13 protein-coding genes are annotated in these 14,415 nt (G+C 66.7%); 4 read left to right on the forward strand and 9 right to left on the reverse strand.

Annotated features, from left to right (window positions below):
• Positions 1–62: 62 nt before the first annotated feature.
• From ACSYHF_RS10865 to ACSYHF_RS10885, 5 genes are all read right to left on the reverse strand, one after another.
• Positions 63–596 (reverse strand): fimbrial protein, encoded by a 534-nt coding sequence (locus ACSYHF_RS10865; protein ID WP_447575633.1) that lies wholly within the window; start codon positions 594–596, stop codon positions 63–65.
• A 164-nt stretch (positions 597–760) separates the two neighbouring features.
• Complete coding sequence (locus ACSYHF_RS10870; protein WP_447575634.1) at positions 761–1,444, reverse strand: outer membrane protein; 684 nt, start codon at positions 1,442–1,444, stop codon at positions 761–763.
• 64 nt (positions 1,445–1,508) lie between these two features.
• A complete protein-coding gene (locus ACSYHF_RS10875; protein ID WP_447575635.1) occupies positions 1,509–2,408 on the reverse strand; it encodes a hypothetical protein in 900 nt (299 codons plus the stop codon).
• Between the two features lie 246 nt (positions 2,409–2,654).
• On the reverse strand, positions 2,655–2,972 hold the full coding sequence (locus ACSYHF_RS10880; RefSeq protein ID WP_155760276.1) for a hypothetical protein: 318 nt from the start codon (positions 2,970–2,972) through the stop codon (positions 2,655–2,657).
• Entirely contained in the window at positions 2,965–3,642 is a 678-nt protein-coding gene (locus tag ACSYHF_RS10885) for a response regulator (protein ID WP_065186482.1), read from the reverse strand. The genes ACSYHF_RS10880 and ACSYHF_RS10885 overlap by 8 nt, the downstream gene beginning before the upstream one ends.
• Positions 3,643–3,719: 77 nt before the next feature.
• On the opposite strand from ACSYHF_RS10885, the gene ACSYHF_RS10890 reads away from it, so the two are divergent.
• A complete protein-coding gene (locus tag ACSYHF_RS10890) occupies positions 3,720–4,367 on the forward strand; it encodes a response regulator transcription factor (protein ID WP_065177737.1) in 648 nt (215 codons plus the stop codon).
• Between the two features lie 23 nt (positions 4,368–4,390).
• Here the strand turns inward: ACSYHF_RS10890 and ACSYHF_RS10895 are convergent, their stop codons facing one another.
• Both ACSYHF_RS10895 and ACSYHF_RS10900 read right to left on the reverse strand, forming a co-directional pair.
• Entirely contained in the window at positions 4,391–7,762 is a 3,372-nt protein-coding gene (locus ACSYHF_RS10895) for an ATP-binding protein (protein ID WP_447575636.1), read from the reverse strand.
• 32 nt (positions 7,763–7,794) lie between these two features.
• Positions 7,795–10,461: an ATP-binding protein gene (locus tag ACSYHF_RS10900; RefSeq protein WP_447575637.1), complete on the reverse strand. Its 2,667-nt coding sequence runs from the start codon at positions 10,459–10,461 to the stop codon at positions 7,795–7,797.
• Positions 10,462–10,680: 219 nt separating this feature from the next.
• Here ACSYHF_RS10900 and ACSYHF_RS10905 point away from each other — a divergent pair, with 219 nt between their 5' ends.
• Positions 10,681–11,553 (forward strand): hypothetical protein, encoded by an 873-nt coding sequence (locus tag ACSYHF_RS10905; RefSeq protein ID WP_005416693.1) that lies wholly within the window; start codon positions 10,681–10,683, stop codon positions 11,551–11,553.
• Between the two features lie 42 nt (positions 11,554–11,595).
• Here ACSYHF_RS10905 and ACSYHF_RS10910 read toward each other — a convergent pair whose 3' ends face one another.
• Together ACSYHF_RS10910 and ACSYHF_RS10915 are read right to left on the reverse strand one after the other, a co-directional pair.
• Positions 11,596–12,021 carry an organic hydroperoxide resistance protein gene (locus ACSYHF_RS10910; RefSeq protein ID WP_005416694.1) on the reverse strand — a complete coding sequence of 142 codons (426 nt, stop codon included), beginning with the start codon at positions 12,019–12,021 and terminating at the stop codon, positions 11,596–11,598.
• 117 nt (positions 12,022–12,138) lie between these two features.
• Positions 12,139–12,804: a TraX family protein gene (locus tag ACSYHF_RS10915; RefSeq protein ID WP_005416695.1), complete on the reverse strand. Its 666-nt coding sequence runs from the start codon at positions 12,802–12,804 to the stop codon at positions 12,139–12,141.
• 114 nt (positions 12,805–12,918) lie between these two features.
• On the opposite strand from ACSYHF_RS10915, the gene pip reads away from it, so the two are divergent.
• Positions 12,919–13,866, forward strand: a complete 948-nt coding sequence (pip, locus tag ACSYHF_RS10920; RefSeq protein ID WP_005416696.1) for a prolyl aminopeptidase — start codon at positions 12,919–12,921, stop codon at positions 13,864–13,866.
• A gap of 207 nt (positions 13,867–14,073) precedes the next feature.
• Positions 14,074–14,373 carry a hypothetical protein gene (locus ACSYHF_RS10925; protein ID WP_005416697.1) on the forward strand — a complete coding sequence of 100 codons (300 nt, stop codon included), beginning with the start codon at positions 14,074–14,076 and terminating at the stop codon, positions 14,371–14,373.
• Positions 14,374–14,415: the final 42 nt, after the last annotated feature.

A 14,415-nucleotide genomic window follows, 5' to 3' on the forward strand; every position in this document is an offset into this window, starting at 1 on the left:
GAGGCTCCAATGGATGAGGGTGATCGCGGGCCGGCGTAGCTGTCCGCCGGCCCGCGCATCGATCAGCGGAAGGCCAGATCGATGCCAACCGAGCCCGAGAAGCCGCCGGCAGTGACCTCTTCGGAGGCATTCACACGGGTGTAGCGCGCCTTCACGTTGTGGGTGTAAACGCCATCAGCCAGTGAGGTGGATTCCAGCTCGGCGGTGCGCAGGTCCAGCTCGGTGTCGTCCGAATTCACCAGGGTAACGGCGACGTTATCGGCCGTTGCGCCGGCGCCGTTCTCGATCCGGCCTGCAGCATCGATCCCGCCACTGAACTTCAGGATGCTGGTGGTGCCCGGGCACTTGCTCGTGGCGCTGCCGACGACGATGGTGAACGGAGTCTCCCTGGAGGCGTTCGTGCCGCTTTCGACGTTGGCCTTGGTCACACGGCGCAGAGTCACTGCGGAGCCAGCGGCATCGGCGCCGCCGACCGCTACGCCGCAGGACGTTGCGTCGATCTGGCCGGTGAAGGTGATGGTTGCATCGGCGGCGTTGGCCGAGGCAGCGGCGCCCAGCGCCAGCGCGGCAGACAGAGCGGTTGCAAGCTTCTTCATGTTGTTGGATTTCCTGTTTAGGAGTGGGTTCTTTTCAAGCCGCGCTATGCATGGGCTTGAGCGAAGGGCATTCCCTTCGAGAGGGAATGCTAGAGACGTCGCGACCAGCCAGGCATAGGACAACGACGAGAAGTACCGCCTGGCCGTGCCGCAACGAAGTCGACTCAGAATGCGTAGCGCAGGCCCAGCGTCACTTCACGCGACACCAGATCCAGCTGCATCTTTTCGTCCTGCAGGCCACGCGCATTGCCGAAGGTGTTCCAGCCACTTTCGGTGCTGCCCAGGTCCACATAGCGGTAGCCCAGGTCCACAACCAATGCATCGCTGGCAGCGAACGAAACGCCGGCACCCAGCGACCAGGCCAGGCCGGTGCGCGTGGCCTTTGCGTACTGGCGGCCTTCATTGCCCTGCCAGCCACCAGACTCGATCTGCGACAGGCCCAGCCCGGCACTGCCATACACCGACCAGGCATCGTTGAAGGCGATATCGCGGTAGGCGTTGAGCATCAGCCGCTGCGAACGCACCTCATGGTGGTTGAAGCTGGTGGCAAAGATGCTGGAGCCGCTGGTGTAGGTGTCGTTGCGGCGCGCCACGTATTCGCCCTCGGTGCGCCAGCCATTGCCATAGGCACGGCCGAAGGACAGCGAACCGGTGGTGAAGTTCTGCTTCTGGTCGCCGGCAACGAACTGGCCGATACCCGGGCGGGCACTGGCGTCCATGTTGCGGGCCTGATGGTGGGCGTCGATGACGCGGACGGACGCGTAGTAGCCAGCGTCGGTTTCGGCGGCGGCCAGCGACGGCAGCGCACACGCTGTGATGGCGCACAGCGCCAGCAGGGAGGTCTTCATGGATAACTCTCTGGGGAAGCGGAAGGAAGGCGCGGGGCCGAAGGCCCCGTGCCGGGTTCGCAGATCAGTAGCTGCTGTTACCCCAGCGGCCTTCGCTGGCGTTGTAGCGGTAGGTCGCCTTGTTGATCGGGTGACCGTTGACGGTGTAGAAGCGCGAGTTCGACAGATCGGTGATCTGGATGATGTCGCCATCCACGGCCTCGACCGGCAGCGTCATGTTGCGCGGGGTGGTCACGTCTTCGGCTGGGCCGGAGAGCACGATGTCGGTCCAGCGCTGCTGCATCTTCGGCAGCTGCGCGGTGGTCGGCTGGAAGTGGGCACGGCCACGACGGGCGTGCCACTGGCCATCGGCACCATCAAAGACAAAACCACAGCTCTGCGCGACGCCACAGGTCTGCGCGCCACCCGCCACTTCCGGGCCCTTGATCGTCACTTCGTTCTGGGTGTAGTTCACCAGGCCCAGCACGGCACGTGCCGGCGCCTGCGGCGGCAGGCCCACGCTGGACACGTTCTGCACCACATGCAGATCGATGAAGGTCTTGTCGGTAGCAGCTGCCTGGGCGTGCGGGCCATTCTTCAACACCATACGCGTCTCGCTGAGGCCACGCGTGGAGGCGTACCAGCGCCCCAAGATGTCACTCTTGATCAGCCCGAAATTGCTCAGGCGCGGTACCGGGATGTAGGCCAGGTCCGCCACGCTGGTACCCGCGGCGTCCAGCATGGCGTCGCGACGGCCGGCCGTCGAGGTCAGCACGACCTGGTCCAGATCGCGCGGGTTGGCCGGCAGCTTCAGCTCTGCGGCAAAGTCGCTGTCCGAGAGTTCGAAGAACAGCTTGCTGTAGCCCGACGGCATGGCGCCGCTGTCGCCGTTGGACTTCGGGGTCAGGTGAGCTTCAGCCGCACTGGCGGCGAACGGGGCCAGGCACAGCAGGGTGGCGGCGCACAGGAGCTTGCGTGAAATCATGGTCTCTCGCGGTTTCAGTTGAGGGAAACCACGCCACTGCCCAAGCCTGCGGCAGTAGCGTGGTGCCCCAACGATGCCTGCGAGGCGCCATGACATCTGTCTGACGTGTACGATTTTCACGTCGATTTCACATGGTGCAAGGAAGGGCTGGAACCTCACCGGGTGCTGCCTGTCTGGCGTGTACGAGAGCGACCTGCGCCGCTGGGCCGAAATCCGTTGGCAGTGACCAGGCCGAAGTGCATGCGGCTAGCGGGTGCCAGTACGCACCTGGGCTGCGGGCGTGTCCTCATGGCAGCCACAGGGTTCGATCACCACGTCCGGCCATGTGCTGCGCAGCTGCCTGCGCTGTGCGGGCGAGGCATACAGATACACATTCAGAAGATCCAGGAATCGCTTCTGCCCTTGCGGCGACAAGCGGGAGAAGCTGGACATCAATGCGGCGATGCGAACATCGAGCAGACGCGACACGGCGGCTCCGGAATGAGAGTGAGGGGTCCCCATCACCCTATCCAGCGCAGCGGCCAGTTCTATCGGACGACGTCTGATTTGCACGGCGTCAGTCATCTTCTTTGCTGCCGGTTCCGCGGGCCAGCCGTGCACCCTGTGATGCAGAAACCATGCCTTCGCTCACGGCGTACTCGAAGATGTCTGCCGTGCGATCAAGCTTCAACTTGACCATGGCCGAGTGCTTCTGCGTGCTGATGGTCTGGCGGCTGCGCTGCAGCTGTGCGGCGATTTCCTTCTGCGACTTGCCTTCGGCGATCAACCGCACCACTTCGGCCTCGCGCTTGGTCAGCACCGCCGGCGGCGCATCATCATCGCCCAGCTGGTGGCGCACGTCGCGAGAGAGGTAGCGCACACCCTGCTTGGCGCAGCGGATCGCCTCGGCCAATTCGTCGATGGGGTCGGTCTTGGCCACGATGCAGTTCACCCCTGCCCTGCGTATGCTGCTCAGGACCTGCCGGCCGCCGACGGCGGTAAGCACCACCAGCGGGACGGCGGCGAAGCGGCGGCGCAGGAAGCCGACCAGGGCGACGCCGTCGCCGTACTGGCCCCCGGGCATCGAGAAGTCGGTGACCGCTACATCCACGGGAAAGCGGTCCATCACCTCGACCAATGCCGTAGAATCCTCTACGCTCGCTACAACCTTGATGTCGGCTACCCTGTCCAATGCTTCGCGTACGCCAGCAAGGATGACAGGATGGTCATCGGCAATAACGATGCGGATACTCATGGTGCGTTCTCCTTGAAGCGGTTCGTGTTTCCTGCTGCGCTGCCAGCCATCTCGTTTACGACCGGACAGTTCCCCTCATGATCCAGCTCGCCATCCGTGTTGCGCTCGCCGACGATCATCCGGTCATACGACTGGGCGTGCAGAGCGCGCTGGACCAGGCGCCGGCCATCCACTGCATCGGTGCGGTGGAAGACTCCACGGCGCTGGTGGCACTGCTGGAACGGGAGAACTGCGATGTGGTGGTGACCGACTACGCGATGCCGGGCGGTGCGTATGGCGATGGCCTGGAGCTGCTGGCGTACCTGCAGCAGCATTTCGCACAGCTGCGCATTGTGGTGATGACCGGCCTGGACCAGCCCAGCCTGCTCAACCGGCTGGACGTGCTGGGCGTGTCCGGCATCCTCAGCAAGGGCGACGACCTGCATCACGTGCAGGCCGCGGTGATGGCCGTGTATGCCCACCGCCGCTACTTTTCGCCCAGCGTGGCCGAGCTGCTGCAGCGCAAGGAGGCCCGGCGCGTGACCGAACTGTCGCCGCGCGAGAAGGAAGTCGTCGCCCTGTTCGTCAATGGGCTGACCGTTGCCGAGATCGCTGCCCGGCTGGACCGCAGGAAGCAGACCGTCAGCACGCAGAAAGTGAATGCCATGCGCAAGCTCAACGCCACCAATGACGCCGAGCTGCACAAGTTTGCCGTTGACCTGGGCCTGAACCTGCTCGGCAGCTGAGGCGGTCTGGCGCGCTGCGGGAATCACGGGGCCGCCTCCAGCGTCTGCCGGTACTGGTCCAGGCGCACCTGCAATGCGTGCTGCAGGGCATCCAGTGCTTCGGCATCGACCGTCTCGCCGTCACGCAACGCACGTTCGATGACGCCGCACTGCTCGGCCAGCGTCTTCTCGCCCAGCATCTGCAGTGCGCCCTTGAAGGCATGCACGCGCTCCAGCAGGCGCAGCGCGTCGCCGTCTGCACGGGCCTGTGCAATCGCACGCAGGTCCTTGTCGCCGGTTTCAACGAAGATGCGGCGGATCGCGGGCGACACGGTTGCTGCGGGCGGAGCCGCGTCCATGGCGGGCGTTGCATCCACACGCACGCGGGTCAGCCCGGCTTCCAGGCGGTCCAGGTTCAAGGGTTTCAGCAGCAGGTCGTCGATGCCGGCCGCCAGGCAGCGCTCACGCTCACTGGCCAGCGCAGTGGCGGTGATGGCCAGGATCGGAAGCGAGTGACCACGGCTGCGCAGTTCACGCGCCAGCGCGTAGCCGTCCATCACCGGCATGTTGATGTCGGTCAGCACCGCCAGGTAAACGCCGTCCTGCCACAACGCCAAAGCCGCCTGGCCGTCTTCGGCAGCGTCCACGGCAAAGCCCAGCTCCTCCAGCTGTTGCTGGATCAGTTCCCGGTTCACCGCGTTGTCCTCCACCAGCAGTACCCGTCCACGTGCGTTCACCGCTGGCACCGGGTTCGCCTGTGGCGCAGGCGCGGCGCCTTCGTCGGCCCCGATCGCCGCCAACAGCGCATCGCTGGCATAGCAGGTGACTTCGGTATAGACGCCGCGCAGTTCTGGATTCAACGGACCCTGTGCGTAGGCCAGCACGGCATGACGATGGGCGGCAGCCAGCTGCCGTTCCTCCTCGCGGTCCCACGGACGGTGATCGCCAATGACCAGCAGCGAATCGCCAGCGGCTTCGGCCTGCGGATGATCCAGTACGGTGACAGCCGCACCCCACTGCACCAACAGGCGCTCGAACTCGCCGCGCCATTCCGGTGACGACGACAGTACGGTGATGCGACGCCCACGCAGTGGCTGCGGCCGCGCCGTCGTCGCCGCCTGCGTGCGCACCGGCAGCCACAGGGTGAAACTGCTGCCCACGCCCACCGTGCTCTGCACCGACACCTGGCCGCCCATGGCGTGCGCCAACTGCTGGCACAGGGCCAGGCCCAGGCCACTTCCGCCGTAGCGGCGCGAGACGCTGGCATCGGCCTGCTGGAAAGGCTGGAACAACTGCTCGGCCTGTTCGGCGGTCATGCCGATGCCGGAATCCACCACCTGCACCCGGAGCTGCGATGCGCTGCCGTCGACCCGCAGTTCCGCACGCAGCAGGATGCGACCGGAGGCGGTGAACTTCACCGCGTTGCTGACCAGGTTGTTGAGAATCTGGCGCAGCCGGTGCACATCGCCGATGCAGTCCTGGCCGGCCGGTGCTTCCACCGCGAAGTACAGGCGCACGCCCTTGCGCAGGGCGTCGGGTGCGTACAGCAGGGCCACACTCTCGATCAGTGGCCGCAGCGGGAACGGAGCCAGCTCGACATCCAGCTGCCCGGCCTCGATCTTGGAGAAGTCCAGCACGTCGCTGATGATCCGCATCAGCGCGTCTGCGGAGAACCGGATGCGGTCCAGCCGCTCGCGCTGGCTCGGCTGCAGCGGCGATCGGCCGAGCAGCTCCAGATGGCCCAGGACGCCGTTGAGCGGGGTGCGGATCTCGTGGCTCATGGTGGCCACGAAGGCCGACTTGGCCCGGGTGGCGGCTTCGGCGGACTGCCGCGCGGTCTCGGAGTCCTCGCGCGCGCGGCGCAGGTTTTCTTCCAGCTCGACCTGCGCGGTGACATCGCGCAGTGCACACACCCACACCGCCTGGTCGTGGTACCTGGCCAGCGCCAGGCTGATCTGCAGCTGGGTGGCATTGCCTTCTTCGGCCGACCAATGAAGGTCCAATGATTCGTCACCCTGCACGCCCCGCCCGGCTTCGGCCAGGCGCGCGTACAACGGCGGCACTTCACCTTCCTCGGCATCATCCTCCTCAACGGCCCGCACCAGTTGCCGCGCGGTTTCGTTCTCAAGCAGTGGGCGGCCATTGTCGCGGGCAAGCAGCGCCAGCCCAATCGGTGCAGTACCGATGATGGCGCGGCTGAGGGCCTCGCTTTCGTAGACACGCGACGCATCGGCCAGCGCCGGCGCAAACACCCGCCGGTCGATGCGGCGCAGCAACCACCACAGCAGGACGATGATCAACAGCGCGCTGATCCAGCGTACCAGCAGATAGTTGCCCTGCGCCTGCCAGATGTCGGACCAGTCATAGACGTGGCTGAGCGTCCAGTCCACGCCGGGCAGCGCGCAGGCCAGGATGAAACGGCCGTTCGCATAGTCGCGCACCGGCTTGGTGCCCAGCCCGCTGGCGACGGCAGCCAGTGCCAGCGCCTGCTCGTCAGCGGTGAGCCCACCACTGCTGAGCACCACGCGATGATCGCCGGTGGCCACCAGGTAGCGGCCCTCCTCGCGCGCTTCCAGGCGTGCACGGATGGTATCGATGGACTCGAACACGACCCGCCTGAAGTACGGCGTGGTGCCTTCGGCCATGGTCACGGTTCCCACCAGGGATGCCTGGCCATTGAACGGATTGACGGCGAAATGCGAGCGCAGGCGTCCTTCACGCGACGCCGAGCGGATCGGGCCGGGGCGCGCTGCCAACCGCCGTACATCGGGCTCGTCGCGCAACAGCCGTGCGAAGGCCTGTTGCCGCGTCGCAACCCCAAGCGTCTGCAGCAGCTGCGCCTCATCACGCACGTTGGACACGGCCAGCAACCGCCCCTGTGGCTCGTAGGCGTAGACCATCACCGCGCCGGGAGCCTCCTGCGAGGTGATCGAATCGGCGGTGTAGGCCGAGTAGATCTCGATCATGCCCAGATAGGCGCTGAGCTCATCCGCCGGCAGCGGATTGTCGCGTAGGCCGAGCACCAGCCACGGCACCGCCGTGCGGCCTTCGGCGCGCACCAGGAGCTTCTGGTCCTGCGCCTGGAAGCGCTCGGCCAACGGTCCGCCGGCGTGCTGCAGGACCGCCCGCTGGTCGCGCCAGAGCACGTCGTTGCCGTTGACCACCGTGGCATACGCGCGGTCACGCTGGAACAGGAAGTAGTCCATCGCAGCCCGCGCTTCCATGAACGACTGGCGTTCACGGCCATGGAACTCTTCCACGTCGGCGATGGAGCTGACGATGGCCGCCAGCAACACCAGCACGGTGATCAGGGCGCCGCCGCCGATGAGGAGGCGCTTGCGCAGGCGGCGCAGGTCGTCCAGGCGCGCTGCGGCAGCCGAGCTTCCTGCGGTGGGCGCGGTTCCGGAACCTGCCATGACATTGATCCTGACGTGGGTGCCCATGCAATTTATCCGATTGCGACATTCACTGGCGGTTCTGGCTCGCTTTGAACCAGAGCCTGATACAGCGATTCGCTGGCATAGCAGGACACCACCTGCCCCTCCCCTTGCCACTGCGGACGCAGCGGGCCTTCACGGCAGACCCGGACCCACGCACGGCCGGAGCGCTGCACGCCCTCCCACTCGCTTGGAGCAGGCTCAAACATCACCACCACCGCCCCTTCGGGAATATCCAGCCACGGCGCCGTCGCCAGCAGCTGCGGAGTGACGACCTGGGCTCCCCAACCGCGGATGCGCCGTTCAAGTTCCGCGCGCCACGGGCCGGCCGCAGCCAGCAGGCCCACCACCCGGCCCGCCAGGGGCACCGCCGCCGCCTGTGTGACCGAGGTCGCCAGCGGGGTTTCGAACACGAAACGGCTGCCGACCCCGGGGGTGCTTTCCACCCATATGCGGCCGCCCATGCGCTCGCAGAGCTGCTGGCACAGTGCCAACCCCAGGCCCGAACCACCAAACCGCGACAGGATGGTGGTGTCGGCCTGCACGAACGGCTGGAACAGCCGATCGCACTCGGCCTGGCTCAGGCCGATGCCGGAGTCGGTCGCCTCGAAGCGCAGCCACGCCAGCGCGTCCTCGCGACGGCAGGTTACGCCCAGCTGCACGCGCCCGGACGCAGTGAACTTCAACGCGTTGCTGGCCAGGTTGCGCAGCACTCGCTCGATCGCCGCCATTGGTGCCACCGCACCTTCCGGGACGTCGGCACCCACCACGCAATCGAGCTGCAGGCCCTTGGCATTGGCCATGGGTGCGTACAGCAACGCCACCCGTTCAAGCATTGCCGCAGGCGAGAAGCGTTCGGGCGTCAGTGTCCACTGGCCAGACTCGATGCGCGACAGGTCCAGCACGTCGGTGATGATGTCCATGAGTGAATCGGCGGACTGGCGCAGGCGCAGCACCCGTTCCATCGACTCTGCGGGCAGGAGTGCGCGCGCCAGCAGTTCCAGGTGGCCGATGATGCCGTGCAGCGGCGTGCGGATCTCATGGCTCATCGCCGCCACGAAATGCGATTTGGCGCGGCTGCACGATTCTGCGGCAGCGGTCTGCGCCTGCTCGGCCAGCAGGGCACGCATGTCCTCACTGATGTCCTCCACCATCAGCAGCACCCCGCCCGGCCACGCGTGCCCGCCGCAGTGAACATGAGTACGGTGGAACAGGCGCTGCTGCGGATCGCTGGCCAGCGGCAGCTCACCGCCGAGGGTGACCGGGCCATCGGCCAGATCAGCCTGTTCGACCGCAGCGCGCAGCTGTGGAATCAAGCGGCCACCGCTGGCGCGGTCCATCCGCTGCAGGGGACTGTTGAGGTCCTGTACCTCACCACTGCGGGCATCCAGCAACGCGACCCCGACTGGAACATAGTCCAGCAGCAGGCGCAGGCGCTGGTCACGCGCGTAGATCGCCTTGACCTGGCGCAGCGCCGGCATGTACATGCGCTTGTGCAGCCAGAGCAGGAAGATCCACAGCACGGCCAGCGCGGCGATCAGCGAGGCGCCGCCCGACAGCAACATCGGCGCTATGCCGCGCAGGATGTCGCGCCAGCGGTAGGTTTCCACCAGCGTCCAGGGCGTGCCATTCACCGCCAGCGCCAGGGTGAAGCGCCCGTTGTGGAAGCGTGCGCGGGTGGCATTGCCGAGCAGAACCCAGTCGGCGTCGGCGCCGCTGACATCACGTGCATCCTCGTGGCTGGAGAGCACGCGCAGGCCGTCACGGTCCAGCAACATCAGGTGGCCCTGGCTGTTGCGGCGAAGCAGGTCCTGCAAGCGGGCCAAGGGCTCGTACGCGACGAACGTGGCAATGGGGGCGTCGCCGGCACTGGCCTGGAACACCGAGACCAGCGACGGCTCGCCGCTGATCGGATGGCGGCCGAAGGTGCGCTGCGGTGCGTCGCTGCGTGCCAGGCTCTCCAGCAGCGGCACCTGGTCATGCAGCGAGGCGGGGGCCAGCAGCTGCGCAGGAGCCCGCAGGTGCTCGAAGATCTCCTCGCGCGAGCGCATGCCCAGCGCGTCCGCGAGGCTGCGCTCGGTCAGGCCGTTGTCCAGCGACAGGTACTGTCCGCTGGGGTCGAAGAAGTACGAAGCCCCCACCGGCTCGCCTTCATCGGAGGTGCGGGTCAGGCGCTGGATCAACGAGACGGCGGCACTCAGCTGCAGGTAACGCTTCAGCTCCTGCGGCTGCCACTGCAGTGTCTGCAGGCCCAGCGCCATCTGCGGCCGGCTGCTGTCGTCGGCCACCACCAGCAGCCGCTGGCCGCCCTGCAGATACGCCTGGTACATCGCATCGGAACTGGCCTGGCCCAATCGCGCGTCGTGGCCCCAGGCGTACTCGGCCATGTTGGCCAGGCGGGCGTAGCTGGCATCCTGCCGCGCCAGCTGGATCTGCAATGCATTGTGAGCACGCCGGAAATCGGCGATGCGGCGGGCTTCGTAGGCGTTCACCTGGACCACGATGAGGGTGATCAGCACGCTGATCGAAAGCAGGCTGAGTACCGCCCCGCACGCCAGCATCAGCCGCCGCGGGTAGCGTCGCAGTGCCTGCAGCTCGCCGCCATCAGCCGGACCCGCGCCAGCACGGGCGTGCAGGCGGTACGGGGACGCTGCGACGGTGGTAGGGGACGACTGCATGGCAGGAGGCGGCGTTGGAGGCTCGCAGACAGATCGGGGACGCTCAGCATGCAGTCGCGCCCCCCCTATCGATGTAGGACGATGTCCAAATTCGACGTTTGATGTGTCGTATTCCGCCCAAATCTTCACGCCCCTCACAATTCGTACTTGTCCGGTTTCTGCCCGTCCCACCCGCCGCGACCCTCTCCGTCCCGAACCCCAGGACATGGAGAGACCGCGATGTGGGCACGACGCATGGGCGAACGCTGGTGGCTGCTGCGGCTGCTCAGCCGGCACGCACTCGATCAGGCCAGCCTGCGCTTGGGCGGCTTCGCCGCGCGCCTGCTGTCGCCGTCGCAACAACGGCGCGTCGCCTGCCGCATCTCTGCTGCGCTGGGGCCCAGCCTGCAGCCCCGTCGCTACCAGAGCGCCTGTAGCGCCCTGCAACGGCTCGGCCTGCCCGCCGGCACGGCGAGCAGGCTGGGCAGCATCGTAGTGGCGCACGCGTGGCTGCGACGAATGCGCCTGCGCCACCTGCGCACACTCCCCTTCCCCGCTGTGAAGCGGCATGCGCGCCTGATCACCTGGAAGGACCCTCAGGCGCTCTGGGCAGCAGGAGCCGGCAGGCGCCGGGTGGTCTGCCTGCTGCCCACCGGTGATGTGGAGCTGGCCATCGCAGCGGTACTGGATCGACCCGGTGCGCCTGCGCACTATTTCATCCGCAGCCCGCACGCTCCAGGGTCGGCCGAGCATCGAATCCTGGCGGCACTGCAGGGCCAGGGCCATCGCCTGGACATCGGATCATCGCCCAGTCCCGGCCAGGGCTGGCGGCAGCTGCGACGCGGCGCCACGATCATCGCGCTGCTGGACCCACTGCTGATGGCACATTCCGCCCTGCCGGGCCATCGCCAACCCGCACCGTTGCGGCTGGCACGACTGGCGCGCGTGCCAGTGCTGCTTGCCGCGCATCGTAACGATGACGACGGCGCCGGCACCCTGCACGTGCTGGGTGAGTTCCGGCTGGATGGGAGCACTGCACAGTCGGACGCACTGTCCAGCGCGGTGCAGGCATTTCTTGCGGCATCACCGCTGGACTGGATGGCGCCGAGGTAAACCCGAAGGCCGCAGCGGGCGCGTCCCGCTGCGGCGGTTGGCTCAGGCTACGATGAGCGCGACGTTGATGTTGTTGCGGGTGGCATGCGAGTACGGGCATACCACGTGGGCCTTGCTGACCAGATCACGTGCCTGCTCGCTGTCGACGCCCGGCAACGAGATGGTCAGCGCGACGTCGATGGCGAAGCCGGTGCTGACCGGGCCGATGCCAACGCGACCGGTAACCGAAGCATTGTCGGGGATGCTCACGCCCTCGTGGCCAGCGACATGGCGCAGCGCGCCGAGGAAACACGCCGAGTAACCTGCGGCGAACAACTGCTCCGGGTTGGTGCCCGTCCCGCCAGTCCCACCCAGTTCTGCCGGCGTGGACAGCGCGATATCGAGCATCCTGTCCGATGAGGTGGCGTGGCCCTCGCGACCACCGACGGCGGTGGCCTGGGCGGTGTACAGGATCTGTTCAATGCTCATGGAGTGCTCCTTTGCGTGGTTGCGCGACCGCAGACGCGGCCGGAAACCGCATCGTGGAAGCAGGATCGAGCACGTTCCATCGGACAGGGACGATAGCCGCCACCCTGCAGCGACGAATCAGGCGCGCAGCAGCACGAACGCAGCAAGCACCGCCAGGTGCCCGACGTAGTAGAGATAGAACGCCCACCGCCAGCGCGGCAGTGGCCATGTCACCCGCGCGGCCAGCAGCACCACCGGTACGGCCAGCAATGCCCAGCCGTTGTGGTTCGCCCAGCACACCGCTGCGAGCCCGACCAGCAGCAGCCACCACGCGCGATGCCGGAACGCGATCCATCCCAGCAGCACGCAGCCGACACCCGCCCACTGGTAATCCACAAACATCGGCAGCACGCCGGCGGCCAGCAACAGCAGAACGGGCCGATGGTTCGCCAGCGCATGAATGGCCACCGCAGCCAGGGCAAAGGTCAGCAGGATGTTGAGCGGCAGCCAGGAACCAAACGCGAATGCGTGCAATGGCTGCGCGATCAGCCCCCACAACGCGAGCCGGCGTATCGATTTGCGCAGGTCGGCCCCGGGCTGGGCCAGGTTGCAGGCCATCACCAGCGCGAACAGCGGGAAGGCAATGCGCCCCAGTTCGCTGACCACCGGTACGTAGCCGCCAAAGACCACCTTGGCCACGTGATCACCGGTCATGGCCAGCAGTGCGATCCACTTCAGCAGCTCGCGCGCGCCGCTGCAGAGGGTGAAGTTGAAGGTTGACGTCCCGGTCGTGGTCGCTTGCATCGCGGAAGCTTATGCGCATCGGCCAACCCATTTCCAGCGCCGCGCAGGAGCCCGTCGCTGCAGCCCGCAGGTGGCGGCGCTATGCTGGCCGCCCCAGCTTGTGAGACACCTGCCATGCGTACCCTGTACCCCGCCATCGAACCCTACCGCGAGTTCACCCTGCCGGTGAGCGATCTGCACACGCTGCATGTCGAAGAGTGCGGCACACCGGACGGCATTCCGGTGGTGTACCTGCACGGCGGCCCAGGCGCGGGCATTTCACCCACCCATCGCCGTTTCTTCGATCCGGCACGCTACCGCATTGTGTTGATCGACCAGCGTGGCAGCGGCCGCTCCACACCGTTCGGCGAGCTGCGCGACAACACCACGCAGGACCTGGTGGCCGACATCGAGAAGGTGCGTGAGCACCTGGGCATCGAGCGTTGGCTGGTCTATGGCGGCTCCTGGGGGTCGACCCTGTCACTGGCCTACGCACAGGCACATCCCGAGCGCGCCACCGGCCTGATCGTGCGCGGCGTGTTCCTCGGCCGCGAAATGGAAAACCGCTGGTTCGCCGAAGCCAACGGCGGTGCGCGCTGGATCTTCCCGGAGCGCTGGGACCGCTATGAGGCCTACATTCCGGAAGCCGAGCGCGGCGACATGATCGCAGCCTACTGGAGCCGCATGGACAGCCCGGATGTGGCGATCCGGATCGAAGCCGCGCAGGCCTGGCTGGGCTGGGAGGACAACGCGGCCACCCTGCAGCACGACGTGGATGCGCAATCCACCGACGACCCGCTGGACACATTGGCAAAGGCCCGCATTGAAGCGCATTACTTCCGCAACAGCATCTTCCTGGAGCCGGACCAGCTGCTGCGCGATATCGATCGCATCCGCCACCTGCCCTGCGTGATCGTGCAGGGGCGCTACGACATCATCTGCCCGCCGCGCAGTGCGTGGGATCTGGCCAAGGCCTGGCCGGAAGCCCGGCTGGAGATGGTGACCTCCGGCCACAGCGCGAACGAGCCGGCCACGGTGGATGCGCTGGTGCGGGCCACGGACGCCTTTGCCGACCGCTTCTGAAGCAGACGGGAGTGCCGGTCGATGGCCGGCATCCCACCGTTCGAGGGTAGCTTCGACTCCGCGCAATCGCTGCTGCGCGGCCAGGTGAATGGCGACCCACCGGCAACGGTCCACGGCCCCATTCTTCGCAGCCCGCTTACAGCTCCGCGCAGAAGATCCGGCGGTGACCACCGCACCGGTGGTTCGCCCTTTCCCCAGGAGCACGCCATGGCCGGTTATCGCTGCCTTCCCATCGCTCTCTCGCTATCTGCGGGCCTGCTGCTGGGCGCCTGTTCCAATCCCCAGGAGGCCAGCAAGGCCACCGCCGCCGAGGACGTGACAGAAGTAAGGCTCATCCCTGCCTACGAATCGCTGGACAAGGACAAGGACGGCATCGTCACCCTGGCGGAAGTCGATGCGGTAGCACCGGACTGGGCCGAACGGCTGCATGCCTGCGATACCGACCGTGACAAGACGTTGACCCGTGGCGAGTACGACGTGTGCAAGCAGACCAGCGCTTCGCATTGATCCATCACTGAACCCTCGATTGGCGCTGTGCATGCCCGGCTA

Source organism: Stenotrophomonas maltophilia group sp. P373, from assembly GCF_053295075.1.

What these genes read in the sequence shown, in the direction of transcription:
- ACSYHF_RS10865 (WP_447575633.1), bottom strand. Translation starts at nt 596, where the DNA reads ATGAAGAAGCTTGCAACCGCTCTGTCTGCCGCGCTGGCGCTGGGCGCC.
- ACSYHF_RS10870 (WP_447575634.1), bottom strand. Translation starts at nt 1,444, where the DNA reads ATGAAGACCTCCCTGCTGGCGCTGTGCGCCATCACAGCGTGTGCGCTG.
- ACSYHF_RS10900 (WP_447575637.1), bottom strand. Translation starts at nt 10,461, where the DNA reads ATGCAGTCGTCCCCTACCACCGTCGCAGCGTCCCCGTACCGCCTGCAC.
- ACSYHF_RS10875 (WP_447575635.1), bottom strand. Translation starts at nt 2,408, where the DNA reads ATGATTTCACGCAAGCTCCTGTGCGCCGCCACCCTGCTGTGCCTGGCC.
- ACSYHF_RS10910 (WP_005416694.1), bottom strand. Translation starts at nt 12,021, where the DNA reads ATGAGCATTGAACAGATCCTGTACACCGCCCAGGCCACCGCCGTCGGT.
- ACSYHF_RS10890 (WP_065177737.1), top strand. Translation starts at nt 3,720, where the DNA reads ATGATCCAGCTCGCCATCCGTGTTGCGCTCGCCGACGATCATCCGGTC.
- ACSYHF_RS10915 (WP_005416695.1), bottom strand. Translation starts at nt 12,804, where the DNA reads ATGCAAGCGACCACGACCGGGACGTCAACCTTCAACTTCACCCTCTGC.
- ACSYHF_RS10885 (WP_065186482.1), bottom strand. Translation starts at nt 3,642, where the DNA reads ATGAGTATCCGCATCGTTATTGCCGATGACCATCCTGTCATCCTTGCT.
- ACSYHF_RS10895 (WP_447575636.1), bottom strand. Translation starts at nt 7,762, where the DNA reads ATGGCAGGTTCCGGAACCGCGCCCACCGCAGGAAGCTCGGCTGCCGCA.
- pip (WP_005416696.1), top strand. Translation starts at nt 12,919, where the DNA reads ATGCGTACCCTGTACCCCGCCATCGAACCCTACCGCGAGTTCACCCTG.
- ACSYHF_RS10905 (WP_005416693.1), top strand. Translation starts at nt 10,681, where the DNA reads ATGTGGGCACGACGCATGGGCGAACGCTGGTGGCTGCTGCGGCTGCTC.
- ACSYHF_RS10925 (WP_005416697.1), top strand. Translation starts at nt 14,074, where the DNA reads ATGGCCGGTTATCGCTGCCTTCCCATCGCTCTCTCGCTATCTGCGGGC.
- ACSYHF_RS10880 (WP_155760276.1), bottom strand. Translation starts at nt 2,972, where the DNA reads ATGACTGACGCCGTGCAAATCAGACGTCGTCCGATAGAACTGGCCGCT.